The 15,076-nt window shown below is 59.7% G+C and carries 11 protein-coding genes; 6 read left to right on the forward strand and 5 right to left on the reverse strand.

Annotation, left to right across the window (positions count from 1 at the left end; genetic code table 11):
* Window positions 1–31 precede the first annotated feature (31 nt).
* Both HKK53_RS29535 and HKK53_RS29540 read left to right on the forward strand, forming a co-directional pair.
* Entirely contained in the window at window positions 32–2,488 is a 2,457-nt protein-coding gene (locus HKK53_RS29535; RefSeq protein WP_169373675.1) for an EAL domain-containing protein, read from the forward strand.
* Window positions 2,489–2,567: 79 nt separating this feature from the next.
* A complete protein-coding gene (locus HKK53_RS29540) occupies window positions 2,568–3,329 on the forward strand; it encodes a TenA family transcriptional regulator (RefSeq protein WP_429515700.1) in 762 nt (253 codons plus the stop codon).
* Between the two features lie 122 nt (window positions 3,330–3,451).
* On the opposite strand, the gene HKK53_RS29545 is transcribed toward HKK53_RS29540, so the two are convergent.
* The 5 genes from HKK53_RS29545 to HKK53_RS29565 all read right to left on the reverse strand — a co-directional run bounded on the left by HKK53_RS29545 (window position 3,452) and on the right by HKK53_RS29565 (window position 8,369).
* On the reverse strand, window positions 3,452–4,378 hold the full coding sequence (locus HKK53_RS29545) for a GGDEF domain-containing protein (protein ID WP_169373677.1): 927 nt from the start codon (window positions 4,376–4,378) through the stop codon (window positions 3,452–3,454).
* 374 nt (window positions 4,379–4,752) lie between these two features.
* Window positions 4,753–5,493, reverse strand: a complete 741-nt coding sequence (locus HKK53_RS29550; RefSeq protein WP_007899713.1) for a YciK family oxidoreductase — start codon at window positions 5,491–5,493, stop codon at window positions 4,753–4,755.
* 108 nt (window positions 5,494–5,601) lie between these two features.
* A complete protein-coding gene (mupP, locus tag HKK53_RS29555; protein WP_169373678.1) occupies window positions 5,602–6,273 on the reverse strand; it encodes an N-acetylmuramic acid 6-phosphate phosphatase MupP in 672 nt (223 codons plus the stop codon).
* 4 nt (window positions 6,274–6,277) lie between these two features.
* On the reverse strand, window positions 6,278–6,976 hold the full coding sequence (ubiG, locus tag HKK53_RS29560) for a bifunctional 2-polyprenyl-6-hydroxyphenol methylase/3-demethylubiquinol 3-O-methyltransferase UbiG (protein ID WP_123406836.1): 699 nt from the start codon (window positions 6,974–6,976) through the stop codon (window positions 6,278–6,280).
* A 58-nt stretch (window positions 6,977–7,034) separates the two neighbouring features.
* Window positions 7,035–8,369 carry a TRZ/ATZ family hydrolase gene (locus HKK53_RS29565; protein WP_169373679.1) on the reverse strand — a complete coding sequence of 445 codons (1,335 nt, stop codon included), beginning with the start codon at window positions 8,367–8,369 and terminating at the stop codon, window positions 7,035–7,037.
* Window positions 8,370–8,477: 108 nt separating this feature from the next.
* Here HKK53_RS29565 and mtnA point away from each other — a divergent pair, with 108 nt between their 5' ends.
* From mtnA to pheA, 4 genes are all read left to right on the forward strand, one after another.
* Window positions 8,478–9,554 (forward strand): S-methyl-5-thioribose-1-phosphate isomerase, encoded by a 1,077-nt coding sequence (gene mtnA / locus HKK53_RS29570; RefSeq protein WP_169373680.1) that lies wholly within the window; start codon window positions 8,478–8,480, stop codon window positions 9,552–9,554.
* A gap of 424 nt (window positions 9,555–9,978) precedes the next feature.
* Window positions 9,979–12,642: a DNA gyrase subunit A gene (gene gyrA, locus HKK53_RS29575; RefSeq protein ID WP_169373681.1), complete on the forward strand. Its 2,664-nt coding sequence runs from the start codon at window positions 9,979–9,981 to the stop codon at window positions 12,640–12,642.
* Between the two features lie 252 nt (window positions 12,643–12,894).
* The gene (gene serC / locus HKK53_RS29580) at window positions 12,895–13,980 is read left to right on the forward strand and encodes a 3-phosphoserine/phosphohydroxythreonine transaminase (protein WP_169373682.1); all 1,086 of its coding nucleotides are present in this window, start codon (window positions 12,895–12,897) and stop codon (window positions 13,978–13,980) included.
* A complete protein-coding gene (pheA, locus tag HKK53_RS29585; protein WP_028620536.1) occupies window positions 13,980–15,074 on the forward strand; it encodes a prephenate dehydratase in 1,095 nt (364 codons plus the stop codon). Before serC ends, pheA begins: the two co-directional genes overlap by 1 nt.
* Window positions 15,075–15,076 lie beyond the last annotated feature (2 nt).

Below are 15,076 nucleotides of genomic sequence, written 5' to 3' on the forward strand. Positions count from 1 at the left end.
ATGATCAGGCAGTACCTATGCAAGGGACCTCATGAAGCCAAAACGGACTCTCGGAACGCCGCGATTGTTGGGCATCGTCTGGCCGTTTATCGCCGTGGTGCTATTTCAAGCGTTGCTTGGCGGCGTCAGCCTGTACGTGCTGTCGGCCGTTCGCGGCTATGTGGCCGGGGAAAGCCTTTGGTCCAAGGGCCAAAAGGACGCCATCTATTACCTCAACCTCTACGCCGACAGCCGCGACGAGGCGATCTTCCTCAAATACCAGAACGCGATCGCCGTGCCCCAGGGCGGGCATGAATTGCGCCTGGCGCTGGACAAGCAACCGCCGGACCTTGAAGCCGCGCGGGTGGGCATCCTCAAGGGCGGCAACCATCCGGACGATGTGTCCAGCCTGATCTGGCTGTACCTGAACTTCCGGCACTTCAGTTACCTGGAAAAAGCCATTGATCTCTGGACGGTGGGTGACTCTTATCTGGTGCGTCTGGATGACGTCGCCCGAGAGATGCACCAGGGCGTCGTCGACAATCAGGCCAGCTCGGCCGATATCAAACGCTGGAAGGATCAGATCTTTGCAATCAACGACGGTGTAACCCCGGCCGCCAAGGCGTTCAGCGATGCGTTGGGCGAGGGCTCGCGGGTGATTCTGCGCCTGCTGCTGGTGACCAACCTGGCCACCGCGCTGGGGTTGATCGTGCTGGCGTTGATGCGTACCCATAAGCTGCTCAAGCAGCGGCATGCCTTTGCTGAAGCCCTGCAACTGGAGAAGGACCGGGCGCAGATCACTTTGCAGTCGATTGGCGATGGTGTGATTACCACGGACGTCGAAGGGGCGATTGCCTACATGAACCCGGCCGCCGAGGCCATGACCCACTGGAAAGCCGAGCAGGCCACCGGGTTGCCGCTGGCAGCGCTGTTCAATCTGCTGGACGAGAACGCCCAGGCCGACGGCTTTACCTTGATCGAGCACATCTTGAGCGGCCAGCTCAGTGGCGGCAGCGAACACTCCAAGCTGATCCAGCGCCTGGATGGCAGCACGGTGTCGGTGACCCTGGTCGGCGCGCCGATCCGCAACGCCGGCAAAGTCAGCGGCACAGTGCTGGTGCTGCATGACATGACCCAGGAGCGGCAATACATCGCCAACCTCTCCTGGCAGGCTACCCACGATGCCTTGACCGGCCTGGCCAACCGCCGCGAGTTCGAATATCGCCTGGAGCAGGCGTTGCACAACCTGACGCGCCAGCCGGGGCGTCATGCCTTGATGTTCCTCGACCTCGACCAGTTCAAACTGGTCAACGACACCTGTGGCCATGCGGCGGGCGATGAGTTGCTGCGGCATATCTGCGCGTTGCTGCAATCCGGCTTGCGCGAAGGTGACACCCTGGCCCGGCTGGGCGGCGACGAGTTCGGCATCCTGTTGGAGAACTGTGCACCGGAACATGCGGAAAAAATCGCCGAAGTGCTGCGCCAGACCGTGCAGAACCTGCATTTCGTCTGGAAGGGCCGGCCGTTCCTGACCACCGTAAGTATTGGTCTGGTGCATGTCGCGCAAACCCCGACCACCCTCGAAACCTCGCTGCGTGCCGCCGATATGGCCTGCTACATGGCCAAGGAAAAGGGTCGCAACCGGGTGCAGGTCTACCATGCCGACGATTCGGAGTTGTCCCTGCGTTTCGGCGAAATGGCCTGGGTCCAGCGTTTGCACATGGCACTGGAGGAAAACCGCTTCTGCCTGTACTCGCAGGAAATCGCGCCGCTGGGGCATGTCGAACAGGGCGGGCACATCGAAATACTGCTGCGTCTGCACGACGAGGCCGGACGAATGATTTTGCCCGACAGTTTCATCCCGGCCGCAGAGCGTTATGGCTTGATGACGTCGCTGGATCGCTGGGTTGTAGAGAATGTATTCAAGATCATTGCCCAATGTATTGCCGAACAACGCAAAGGTCCGTTGGCCATGTGTGCGATTAATCTTTCAGGCATTACTATCGGAGATGAGGCGTTCCTGGACTTCTTGCGTGAACAGTTTGTTACTTACGCTATTCCTCCTGAAATGATTTGTTTTGAAATTACAGAAACCAGCGCTATTTCCAATTTAGGAAGTGCAATCAGATTTATTAATGAACTCAAAGGTTTAGGTTGCCACTTCTCACTTGATGACTTTTGCGCCGGGATGTCCTCGTTCGCGTACTTGAAACATTTACCTGTAGACTTCTTGAAGATCGACGGGAGTTTCGTAAAGGATATGCTGGACGACCCGATTAACCGCGCGATGGTCGAGGTGATAAACCACATCGGCCACGTCATGGGTAAGCGCACCATTGCCGAGTTTGTCGAGACGCCCCAGATCGAGCAGGCATTGCTCGAAATTGGCGTGGATTACGCTCAAGGGTATGTTATTGAACGCCCGCAATTGTTTACCTGCGACAGTTTGCAAAGTCGTCCCGCCAGACCGCAACCGCTGTTATTCAAGGCGCCTGGCACGTTCCGTTGAAATCTCTTGCTGATCCTTACAATCACAAATCAAAAGGAGCCGAACAGTGATCGACACATTCAACCGAACCGGACCACTCATGGAAGCTGCAAGTTATCCCGCCTGGGCACAACAGTTGATCCAGGATTGCAGCGAGAGCAAACGCCGGGTTGTCGAACACGAACTGTATCAGCGCATGCGAGATAACAAACTCAGCGCCAAGACGATGCGTCAGTACCTCATAGGTGGCTGGCCTGTAGTCGAGCAGTTCGCGTTGTATATGGCACAAAACCTCACCAAGACCCGCTTTGCCCGCCACCCCGGCGAAGACATGGCGCGGCGCTGGCTGATGCGTAACATTCGTGTCGAACTTAACCACGCCGATTACTGGGTGCACTGGAGCCGTGCGCACGGTGTCAGCCTGGAAGATCTGCAAGCACAGCAAGTTGCCCCGGAACTGCACGCCTTGAGTCATTGGTGCTGGCACACAAGTTCAGCAGATTCGTTGATCGTGGCCATTGCCGCCACCAACTACGCCATTGAAGGCGCGACCGGGGAGTGGTCGGCGCTGGTCTGTTCCAGCGGGGTCTACGCGGCCGCGTTCCCCGAGGAAGATCGCAAGCGGGCGATGAAGTGGCTGAAGATGCACGCCCAGTACGATGATGCCCACCCGTGGGAAGCGCTGGAAATCATCTGCACCCTGGCAGGCATGAATCCGAGCAAATCCCTGCAAGTGGAACTGCGCCAGGCCGTGTGCAAGAGCTACGACTACATGTTCCTGTTTCTGGAGCGCTGCATGCAGCAGGAACACGCGGAACGGGTGCCGGTAGCGCGTGAACGGATGGCGTTGGCTGAAAGCTAAAAGTCGTCAACCCCTGTAGGAGCTGCCGCAGGCTGCGATCTTTTGAGCTTTGAAGGTCATGAAACTGCCAAAGATCAAAAGATCGCAGCCTGTGGCAGCTCCTACGCGGGCCTGTTCGAGTATTACCCCGCCATTGCCAGGCGATTACGCCCCTCGCGCTTGGCCACGTACAGCGCACTGTCGGCTCTACGCAACAAGCTCTCGGCAGACTCGCCGGGCAGCAAGGTCGAGCACCCAAGGCTGACCGTCAATTCAATCACCTGCCCATCGGCGTGATAATCCTGGGCCTGTGCCGCAAACCGCAAACGTTCGCCAACCATTGCCGCCGCTTCTCGCGTGGTGTTGGACAGCAGGATCAAAAACTCCTCGCCGCCAAACCGGAACACCATGTCCACGTTGCGCAACTGGCCTTTGATCGAGGCGGCAACCGCCTTGAGCACTTCATCGCCGGCGCTGTGCCCGTGGCTGTCATTGACGCGTTTGAAGTGGTCGATATCCAGCATCAGCAACGACAACGGCTGCAGATGCCGCCGCGACATTTCGATTTCCCGCTGCAGGGTCTGGTCCATGGCGACGCGGTTGCCGGTGTCGGTGAGCGGATCGCGCAGGGCACTTTGGGTCGCCGCACGGTAGAGCAGGGCGTTGCGCATCGGATAGAGCAGCGCCGACAGCAGCGACTCCAGGTTGCCCTGTTCCTGTTCGTTGAAGCGCTGATTGCGCCGGAACACCAGTTCGCCCAGATGTTCACCTTCATGGCTCAGGCTATAGCTGACCGAGTGGTGACCGCGCTGACCGAATTCCAGGCGCAAGTCACTGGCCTTGTGCTCGTAGCTCAAGGCATCCAAAGGGACAAGACGCTGAATTTCACGGAAAAAGAGCCCGAGAATGCGTTGCGGCTCAAGACTGGTTTGCAGCTGTTGACCCAGTTGCTGGCGCAATTGCGCCAGACTTACCGGTCGCTCCAGGAGAGGAGGCTGCTGACCAAAGCCCAGGCGTTGCAATTTGGCGCTATCGAAGTCAATTGCGTTGGTCTGGGAAGGTGATTTCATATGGCGTGAGCCCCTAAGCAGTAAGGCTGTCTTACAGGCTGGGTGAGAGCGGCTTTGGGCTGCGCGTCATACTGGTCCATCAGTCCCGTAGGACATCTGGTACGAGTTTAGTCCGCTTTGTCGAAGATAAGTACCTTGCGACTCAGGCGCGGCTGCCAGCTGCTTTCACACTGCGTGTCTGAACAAAATTAGAGCGAAAGTCGTGCCATTCGGTTCATTCGAATAAAAGCCGTTCTAAATCATTGGATTAGAGCGGTTACGGGAAAATGTCGGCGGAATCGGCGGCATTTGTTTGACTGGAAAGGACAGAAGTTGCAGCGGTTGTGGTGTGCCGCGACGGTTAAATGTCGCGGCACAAATGCGACGTGCGGGCGTTATTGCGCGTTGAACGCCTGGCCGTTGATGCCCGTGCTGTCAGGGCCCATCAGGTACAGGTAGACCGGCATGATCTCCTCGGGCGTCGGGTTGTTCAGCGGGTTTTCACCGGGATAGGCCTGGGCGCGCATGCTGGTGCGGGTCGCGCCGGGGTTGATGCTGTTGGAGCGCACCGGGGCCACGGTGTCGACTTCGTCCGCCAAGGTTTGCATCAGCCCTTCGGTGGCAAACTTGGACACGCCATACGCGCCCCAGTACGCCCGGCCCTTGCGCCCGACGCTGCTGGAGGTGAACACCACCGAGGCATCCTGCGACAGCTTCAGCAACGGCAGCAGGGTGCTGGTGAGCATGAACATGGCGTTGACGTTGACGTGCATGACGCGCATGAAGTTTTCGCCGGACAACTGTTCGATCGGTGTACGCGGACCAATGATCGAGGCGTTGTGCAGTAAACCGTCGAGATGCCCGAATTCAGTCTCGATCATCGCTGCCAACTCATCGTATTGATGGGGCAGGGCGGTTTCCAGATTGAACGGGATCACGGCCGGCTGCGGGTGCCCGGCGGCTTCGATTTCGTCGTAGACCTGAGTCAGGTTGGCTTCGGTCTTGCCCAGCAGCAGCACAGTGGCACCGTGGGCGGCGTAGGTCTTCGCGGCAGCGGCGCCGATGCCACGGCCAGCGCCGGTGACCAGGATGACCCGGTCCTTGAGCAATTCAGGGCGGGCGGAATAATCAAACATAAAAAACCTCAACAAATCAGAAAGCGAACCCTGTAGGAGCATGGCTTGCCCACGATGGCGTCTTCAAAACCGTCATCGCCGGCAAGCCTTGCTCCTACGAAAAGCGGCTTAGCAGCTACACAACGCGCTATCCAACACCTTGCGCAACTCCAGCGGATGATCCACCACCACATCCGCGCCCCAATGCCGCGGGTTATCGTCCGGATGGATATAGCCATAAGTCACGGCGGCGGTCTTGGTGCCGGCATCGCGCCCCGACTCGATATCACGCAGGTCATCGCCGACAAACAACACGCTGGCCGGATCGAGGTCGAGCATCTTGCACGCCAGGATCAACGGCTCAGGGTCCGGCTTGCTGTTTTTCACATGGTCCGGGCAGATCAGCAGCGCCGAGCGCTCGGCCAGCCCCAGTTGTTGCATGATCGGTTCGGCAAAGCGCAGCGGCTTGTTGGTGACCACGCCCCAGATCAGGTTGGCTTTCTCGATGTCGGCCAGCAGTTCGCCCATGCCGTCGAAGAGTTTGCTGTGCACCGCGCAACCGACGAGATAACGCTCCAGGAACTCCAGGCGCAGCGCCTCGAAACCCGGTGACTCCGGGTCCATGGAGAAGGTCACCGCGACCATCGCCTTGGCGCCGCCGGAGATCTCGTCGCGAATGTGCTGGTTATTCATCGGCGGCAAGCCGCGATCGGCACGCATCGCCTGGCAGATGGCGATGAAGTCCGGCGCGGTGTCGAGCAAGGTGCCGTCCATGTCGAAAAGGACTGCTCTGATTCGCATCGGCTTACTCCTCGCGCAGGGTCTGGATCATGTAGTTGACGTCGACGTCGGCCGCCAGTTTGTAGTGCTTGGTCAGCGGGTTGTACGTCAGGCCGATGATGTCCTTGACGGTCAGGCCGGCCATGCGGCTCCAGGCCCCCAGCTCGGACGGGCGAATGAATTTCTTGAAGTCGTGGGTGCCGCGCGGCAGCAGCTTCATGATGTATTCGGCGCCGATGATCGCGAACAGGTACGCCTTCGGGTTGCGGTTGATCGTGGAGAAGAACACCTGGCCGCCGGGCTTGACCATCTGGAAGCAGGCGCGGATCACCGAGGATGGGTCCGGCACGTGCTCGAGCATTTCCAGGCAGGTGACCACGTCGAACTGCTCGGGCATCTCTTCGGCCAGGGCTTCAGCGGTGATCTGGCGATACTCGACCGTCACCCCGGATTCCAGCTGATGCAGTTGCGCGACCGCCAGCGGCGCTTCGCCCATGTCGATGCCCATGACGGTGGCGCCGCGCTGGGCCATGGCTTCGCTGAGGATGCCGCCACCGCAACCGACGTCGAGGACCTTCTTGCCGGCCAGGTTGACCCGTTCGTCAATCCAGTTGACCCGCAGCGGGTTGATGTCGTGCAGCGGTTTGAACTCGCTTTCGCGGTCCCACCAGCGATGGGCCAGGGCTTCGAATTTGGCGATTTCGGCGTAGTCGACGTTGCTCATGGTTTAAGTCCTCTAAAACTTGAAAAATCCTGTTGCCCCGGGTTTGCGCCCGGGGGGCTTACGATTCGGTGTGGCCGCTGATGCGCTGGCCCCAGGCCTTGGCCGTGGCGCACAGTTGTGCTTCATCCAGGCGCGTCAGGCGCTTGTCGTCGAGCAGTTGCTTGCCGGCGACCCACAGGTGTTTCACGCAGTCGCGGCCAGTGGCGTAGATCAGTTGTGACACCGGGTCATAGATCGGTTGCTGCGCCAGGCCGGAAAGGTCAAAGGCAACGATGTCCGCCGCCTTGCCGATTTCAAGCGAACCGACTTCTGCTTCGATCCCGAGGGCGCGCGCACCGTTAAGGGTCGCCATGCGCAATGCGCGATGGGCGTCCAGCGCCGTGGCCGAGCCGGCGACCGCCTTGGCCAGCAACGCGGCGGTGCGGGTTTCGCCGAGCAGGTCCAGGTCATTATTGCTGGCCGCGCCGTCGGTGCCGACCGCGACGTTCACCCCGGCCTGCCACAGGCGCTCCACCGGGCAGAAACCACTGGCCAGCTTAAGGTTCGATTCCGGGCAATGAATCACATTGGTGTTGCTTTCTACCAGCAAGGCAAGGTCTTCATCGCTGATCTGGGTCATGTGAACCGCCTGGAAGCGCGGCCCGAGCAAGCCCAGGCGTCCGAGGCGGGCCAGCGGGCGTTCGCCACGCTGTTCCAGCGATTGCTGCACTTCGAACGCGGTTTCGTGGACGTGCATGTGGATTGCAGCGTCCAGCTCTTCGGCAATCACCCGGATCTTCTCCAGGTTTTCGTCGCCCACGGTGTAAGGCGCGTGGGGGCCGAAGGTGATTTTGATCCGCTCGTGATGTTTCAAATCGCCGAACAGTTCGACGCCCTGACGAATGGCTTCGTCCGCCGTGGCTGCACCTGGGATCGGGAAATCGAGAATTGGAATGGCGATTTGTGCGCGAATCCCGCTGTTATGCACGCGTTCGCTGGCAACCTTGGGGAAGAAATACATGTCAGAGAAGCAGGTGATGCCACCTTTTATCTGCTCGGCGATCGCCAGGTCCGTGCCATCGCGCACGAAATCTTCATCGACCCACTTGGCCTCGGCCGGCCAGATGTGGTTTTCCAGCCAGGTCATCAGCGGCAGGTCATCGGCCAGGCCACGGAACAGCGTCATCGCCGCGTGACCATGGGCGTTGATCAGGCCGGGGGCGAGCAAAACATCCGGCAGCTCGCGGATTTCAGTCGCGTTACACTTCAGCGCTTCGGCGCGCGGGCCGATAAACACGATACGACCGTCGCGGATGCCCAGGCCGTGCTCTTTGAGGACCACGCCAGCGGGTTCGACGGGTACCAGCCAGGTCGGCAGCAATAATAAGTCGAGCGCAACGGCAGGTTTCGGCATCGAGGGTCGGTTCCAGTGCTTTTGTAAAGGATGGCGAAGTATACCCGAGCGTCTTCGCGGGGGGCTCGCTATAATCGGCGGCTTTTGTTCATGAGTGCGGGGTGTGGGATGCGCGATCGACTGTTGGCTGCGGAGAAGGTAAAGGCCATCGATTGGCGTGATGGCGCCCTGTACCTGCTGGATCAGCGGATTTTGCCATTCGAGGAAACCTGGATCGCCTACACCAGCGCCGCGGGTGTGGCCGAGGCCATTCGCTCGATGGTGGTGCGCGGCGCTCCGGCGATTGGCATCAGTGCTGCGTATGCCATGGTGCTATCGGCCCGCGCTCGCATTGCCGAGGGCGGCGACTGGCAGGCGGCGTGGGAAGAGGATTACGCGTTGCTGGCCGATTCCCGTCCCACGGCGGTGAACCTGTTCTGGGCCTTGAGTCGCATGCGTGATCGCCTGGATCGTCTCAAGGGCGATGCGGATCCTCTCGCGGCGCTGGAGGCGGAAGCCATGGCCATTCACGAAAGTGATCGCGAAGCTAACCTGACCATGGCGCAACTGGGTGTGGACCTGATCCGCAAGCACCAGGGCAATGCCCAGGCGATCCTCACTCACTGCAACACCGGCGCCCTGGCGACTGGCGGTTTCGGTACGGCGCTGGGGGTGATCCGCGGCGCGTTCATCGAAGGCATGGTTGAACGCGTCTACGCCGATGAAACCCGCCCGTGGCTGCAAGGTTCGCGGCTGACTGCGTGGGAACTGGCCAACGAAGGCATCCCGGTAACGCTCAACGCTGACTCCGCCGCCGCGCACATCATGAAGACCAAAGGCATCACCTGGGTGATCGTCGGCGCCGACCGGATCACCGCCAATGGCGACGTGGCCAACAAGATCGGCACCTATCAACTGGCGGTCAGCGCCATGCACCACGGCGTGCGGTTCATGGTGGTGGCGCCGAGTTCGACCATCGACATGAGCCTGGCCAGTGGCGACGATATTCCCATCGAAGAGCGCGCCGGCAGCGAACTGCTGGACGTTGGCGGCAAGCGGGTGGGGGCGGATGTCGAGGCGTTCAACCCGGTGTTCGACGTGACCCCGGCGGACCTGATCGATGCGATCGTCACCGAGAAGGGCATCGTCGAGCGGCCGGATACGGCGAAAATGGCGCAGTTGATGTGCCGCAAGCGTCTGCATTGACGGTATTTGTTGTCAGTTAAAACGCCTTCGCGGGCAAGCCTCGCTCCTACAGGTTCCCCGTTTCTGTAGGAGCGAGGCTTGCCCGCGATGAACGATGACTCGGTCTCTCCTCCCTGCTGCCCCATATTCCGCTAGCGAATAGAGGGTTGTGCCGGCTCTAAGCCTCTCTCGTCCCCGTTAAGCCTGTCACCGGTCAACTAACTATGCTCCATGCGCATCAGGGGGATAGGTGCGTGGCGGCTCTTGTGATAACATCCGGCGTTTTCCGAGGCAGTCCCACGGGGTTGTCTTTACTGCGCAGATCCATGGCATAACTCGTTGATTTGTCGTAAGTCGGTGCATGGCACTCAGCCGTCATCGGCGAGCTTCGTTCGTCCCGAATGGATGTGACGAAGTTTCACCAGAAAAAGGAATCAGGCTTCTCATGGGCGAACTGGCCAAAGAAATCCTCCCGGTCAATATCGAAGACGAGCTGAAGCAGTCCTACCTCGACTACGCGATGAGCGTAATTGTCGGGCGGGCACTGCCGGATGCGCGCGATGGCTTGAAGCCCGTGCACCGGCGTGTGCTGTTCGCGATGAGCGAGCTGGGCAACGACTTCAACAAGCCGTACAAGAAATCTGCCCGTGTTGTCGGTGACGTGATCGGTAAGTATCACCCTCACGGTGATACCGCGGTGTACGACACCATCGTTCGGATGGCGCAGCCATTCTCCTTGCGCTACCTGCTGGTAGACGGTCAGGGCAACTTCGGTTCGGTGGACGGCGACAACGCCGCCGCCATGCGATACACCGAAGTGCGCATGACCAAGCTGGCGCACGAGCTGCTGGCTGACCTGCATAAAGAAACCGTGGACTGGGTGCCGAACTACGACGGCACCGAAATGATCCCCGCGGTCATGCCGACCCGTATTCCCAACCTGCTGGTCAACGGCTCCAGCGGTATCGCCGTGGGCATGGCGACCAACATCCCGCCGCACAACCTCGGTGAAGTCATCGACGGTTGCCTGGCCCTCATCGACAACCCTGAGTTGACCATCGATGAGCTGATGCAATACATCCCCGGTCCGGACTTCCCGACCGCCGCGATCATCAACGGTCGCGCCGGCATCATCGAAGCCTACCGTACCGGTCGCGGCCGCATTTACATGCGTGCCCGCTCGATGATTGAAGACATCGACAAGGTCGGTGGTCGTCAGCAGATCGTCATCACCGAACTGCCTTACCAGCTGAACAAGGCCCGTCTGATCGAGAAGATCGCCGAGCTGGTAAAAGAGAAAAAGCTGGAAGGCATCACCGAACTGCGCGACGAGTCCGACAAAGACGGTATGCGCGTCGTGATCGAGCTGCGTCGTGGCGAAGTGCCTGAGGTGATCCTCAACAACCTCTACGCCCAGACCCAGCTGCAAGCAGTGTTTGGTATCAACATCGTTGCGCTGATCGACGGCCGTCCGCGGATCCTGAACCTCAAGGACCTGCTGGAAGCCTTCGTCCGTCACCGTCGCGAAGTGGTGACCCGCCGTACCGTGTTCGAGCTGCGTAAAGCCCGCGAACGTGGTCACATCCTGGAAGGTCAAGCGGTTGCCCTGTCGAACATCGACCCGGTCATCGCCCTGATCAAGGCTTCGCCGACGCCATCGGAAGCCAAAGAAGCGCTGATCAAGACCGCGTGGGAATCTTCCGCCGTGGTCGCAATGGTTGAGCGTGCCGGTGCCGATTCCTGCCGTCCAGAGACGCTGGATCCGCAATACGGCCTGCGTGAAGGCAAGTACTTCCTCTCGCCAGAACAGGCGCAAGCCATTCTGGAACTGCGTCTGCACCGTTTGACCGGTCTGGAACACGAGAAGCTGCTGGCCGAGTACCAAGAGATCCTCAACCAGATCGGCGAGCTGATCCGCATCCTCAGCAGCGCCACGCGCCTGATGGAAGTGATCCGCGAAGAACTGGAAGTGATCCGTGCCGAATACGGCGACGTGCGCCGCACCGAAATTCTCGATGCCCGTCTCGACCTGACCCTGGGTGACATGATCCCGGAAGAAGAGCGCGTCGTGACCATTTCCCACGGTGGCTACGCCAAGACCCAGCCATTGGCTGCGTACCAGGCCCAGCGTCGTGGCGGTAAAGGCAAATCGGCCACCGGCGTCAAGGATGAGGACTACATCGCTCACCTGCTGGTCGCCAACAGCCACACCACGCTGCTGCTGTTCTCCAGCAAAGGCAAGGTGTACTGGCTGAAAACCTACGAAATCCCGGAAGCCTCCCGCGCTGCCCGTGGTCGTCCGTTGGTCAACCTGCTGCCGCTGGACAGTGATGAATACATCACCACCATGCTGCCGGTCGATGAATACACCGAAGGTCACTTCATCTTCATGGCCACTGCCAAAGGCACCGTGAAGAAGACCCCGCTGGAATCCTTCAGCCGTCAGCGCAGCGTAGGCCTGATCGCGCTGGAGCTGGACGAAGGCGACGTGCTGATTTCTGCTTCCATTACTGATGGCAGCCGCGAAGTCATGCTGTTCTCCGACGGCGGCAAGGTGACTCGCTTCAAGGAAACGGACGTTCGCGCCATGGGCCGTACGGCTCGCGGTGTTCGCGGCATGCGTCTGCCGGAAGGCCAGAAGCTGATTTCCATGCTGATCCCGGAAGAAGGCAGCCAGATCCTGACCGCTTCGGCCCGTGGTTATGGCAAGCGCACGGCGATCACCGAGTTCCCTGAGTACAAGCGTGGCGGTCAGGGCGTTATCGCCATGGTCAGCAACGACCGTAACGGCCGACTGGTCGGTGCCGTCCAGGTGCTCGACGGCGAGGAAATCATGCTGATTTCCGACCAGGGCACCCTGGTTCGTACGCGTGTCGACGAAGTCTCCAGCCTGGGTCGCAACACCCAGGGCGTGACCTTGATCAAACTGGCCAGCGATGAAAAGCTGGTCGGTCTGGAACGGGTTCAGGAGCCATCGGAAGTCGAAGGCGCAGAGCTGGAAGGTGAAGAGGGCGAAGAAGGTGCAGTGTTCGACGGTGAAGTCGTGATCGACGACATTGCCGAAGACCAGCAACTCGACGCCGCAGCCGACGAAGAGCCGCAGGAATAAGCGGACAAGCAGGGGGCGGATGAGAATTCGCCCCCTTCTTGTTTCTCCTGTTTGAATATGAAATGTAGGAATGTAGGAACCGTAGGAGCTGTCGAGTGAAACGAGGCTGCGATCTTTTGATCTTGCTTTGTAGGATCCAGGAAAAGATCGCAGCCTCGTTTCACTCGACAGCTCCTACAGGATTTCGGGATTTCAGGATTTCGAATTTTCAGATTTATTGCGTGATACCACCAAATCAGAGCGAGATTGGATGTGAGCAAGAGAGCCTATAACTTCTGTGCCGGTCCTGCGGCGCTGCCTGAAGCTGTCCTGAAGCGCGCTCAGGGTGAACTCCTCGATTGGCACGGCAAGGGCCTGTCGGTCATGGAAATGAGCCATCGCAGCGATGAGTTCGTGTCCATCGCGACCAAGGCCGAGCAGGATCTGCGTGATCTGCTGAATATCCCTTCGAACTATAAAGTGCTGTTCCTGCAAGGCGGCGCCAGCCAGCAATTTGCCCAGATCCCGCTGAACCTGTTGCCTGAAGGCGGCTCGGCCGACTATATCGACACTGGTATCTGGTCGCAGAAAGCCATCGAAGAAGCTTCGCGTTACGGTCACGTCAACGTTGCCGCTACCGCCAAGCCTTACGACTATTTCGCCATTCCCGGCCAGAACGAGTGGAGCCTGTCGAAAGACGCGGCCTACGTTCACTACGCGCCGAACGAAACCATCGGCGGCCTGGAATTCAACTGGATCCCGGAAACCGGCGACGTTCCGCTGGTGGCCGACATGTCTTCGGACATCCTCTCGCGTCCGGTGGATATCTCGCGTTTCGGCATGATCTACGCCGGCGCCCAGAAAAACATCGGCCCGAGCGGCATCCTGGTGAACATCATCCGCGAAGACCTGCTCGGTCACGCCCGCTCCCTGTGCCCGACCATGCTCAATTACAAGGTCGCAGCCGATAACGGCTCGATGTACAACACGCCGCCGACCCTGGCCTGGTACTTGTCGGGCCTGGTATTCGAGTGGCTGAAAGAGCAGGGTGGGGTTGAAGCCATCGGCAAGCTCAATGAAGTCAAACAGCGCACACTGTACGATTTCATCGACGCCAGCGGCCTGTACAGCAACCCGATCAACAAGTCGGACCGCTCGTGGATGAACGTGCCGTTCCGTCTGGCCGACGATCGCCTGGACAAGCCATTCCTGGCCGGTGCCGACGAACGTGGCCTGCTGAACCTCAAGGGTCACCGTTCCGTGGGCGGCATGCGCGCCTCCATCTATAACGCCGTCGATATCGTTGCGGTCAACGCACTGATTTCGTACATGGCAGAGTTCGAGAAGGAACACGGCTAATGTCTGAGCAAGAACTCAAGGCACTGCGCGTTCGCATTGATGCCCTGGACACCAAAGTCCTGGAGCTGATCAGCGAGCGTGCACGCTGCGCCCAGGAAGTTGCGCGAGTAAAGATGGCCTCGCTGGCCGAAGGCGAAGTGCCGGTGTTCTATCGTCCTGAGCGTGAAGCTCAGGTGCTCAAGCGCGTGATGGAACGCAACCAGGGGCCGCTGGGCAACGAAGAGATGGCGCGGCTGTTTCGCGAAATCATGTCCTCGTGCCTGGCCCTCGAGCAGCCGCTGAAAGTGGCTTACCTCGGCCCTGAAGGTACCTTCACCCAGGCCGCAGCCATGAAGCATTTCGGCCACGCTGTAATCAGCAAGCCGATGGCGGCGATCGACGAAGTGTTCCGTGAAGTGGCGGCCGGTGCGGTAAATTTTGGCGTGGTCCCGGTGGAAAACTCCACCGAAGGCGCGGTCAACCACACCCTCGACAGCTTCCTCGAACACGACATGGTGATCTGTGGCGAAGTCGAGTTGCGGATCCACCATCATCTGTTGGTTGGTGAAAACACCAAGACCGACAGCATCAGTCGCATCTATTCCCACGCTCAGTCCCTGGCCCAGTGCCGCAAGTGGCTGGACGCCCATTACCCGAATGTCGAGCGCGTGGCGGTGTCCAGCAACGCCGAAGCGGCCAAGCGGGTCAAGGGTGAGTGGAACTCGGCGGCGATTGCCGGCGACATGGCGGCAGGCTTGTACGGGCTGACCCGTCTGGCCGAGAAAATCGAGGATCGCCCGGACAACTCCACGCGCTTCCTGATGATCGGCAGCCAGGAAGTGCCGCCGACCGGCGACGACAAGACTTCGATCATCGTTTCCATGAGCAACAAACCCGGCGCGTTGCACGAGTTGCTGGTGCCGTTCCACGACAACGGCATCGATCTGACACGGATCGAGACCCGTCCGTCGCGCAGCGGTAAATGGACCTACGTGTTCTTCATCGACTTCGTCGGCCACCACCGCGATCCATTGATCAAAGGTGTACTGGAAAAGATCAGTCAGGAAGCAGTAGCACTCAAAGTGCTGGGTTCCTACCCGAAAGCCGTTCTATAAGG

Source organism: Pseudomonas sp. ADAK7, assembly GCF_012935675.1.
Classification (GTDB): domain Bacteria; phylum Pseudomonadota; class Gammaproteobacteria; order Pseudomonadales; family Pseudomonadaceae; genus Aquipseudomonas.

Coding starts and splice junctions, on each gene's coding strand:
- pheA (WP_028620536.1), top strand. CDS start 13,980: ATGTCTGAGCAAGAACTCAAGGCACTGCGCGTTCGCATTGATGCCCTG.
- mtnA (WP_169373680.1), top strand. CDS start 8,478: ATGCGCGATCGACTGTTGGCTGCGGAGAAGGTAAAGGCCATCGATTGG.
- HKK53_RS29535 (WP_169373675.1), top strand. CDS start 32: ATGAAGCCAAAACGGACTCTCGGAACGCCGCGATTGTTGGGCATCGTC.
- HKK53_RS29565 (WP_169373679.1), bottom strand. CDS start 8,369: ATGCCGAAACCTGCCGTTGCGCTCGACTTATTATTGCTGCCGACCTGG.
- mupP (WP_169373678.1), bottom strand. CDS start 6,273: ATGCGAATCAGAGCAGTCCTTTTCGACATGGACGGCACCTTGCTCGAC.
- ubiG (WP_123406836.1), bottom strand. CDS start 6,976: ATGAGCAACGTCGACTACGCCGAAATCGCCAAATTCGAAGCCCTGGCC.
- HKK53_RS29545 (WP_169373677.1), bottom strand. CDS start 4,378: ATGAAATCACCTTCCCAGACCAACGCAATTGACTTCGATAGCGCCAAA.
- gyrA (WP_169373681.1), top strand. CDS start 9,979: ATGGGCGAACTGGCCAAAGAAATCCTCCCGGTCAATATCGAAGACGAG.
- HKK53_RS29550 (WP_007899713.1), bottom strand. CDS start 5,493: ATGTTTGATTATTCCGCCCGCCCTGAATTGCTCAAGGACCGGGTCATC.
- HKK53_RS29540 (WP_429515700.1), top strand. CDS start 2,568: ATGGAAGCTGCAAGTTATCCCGCCTGGGCACAACAGTTGATCCAGGAT.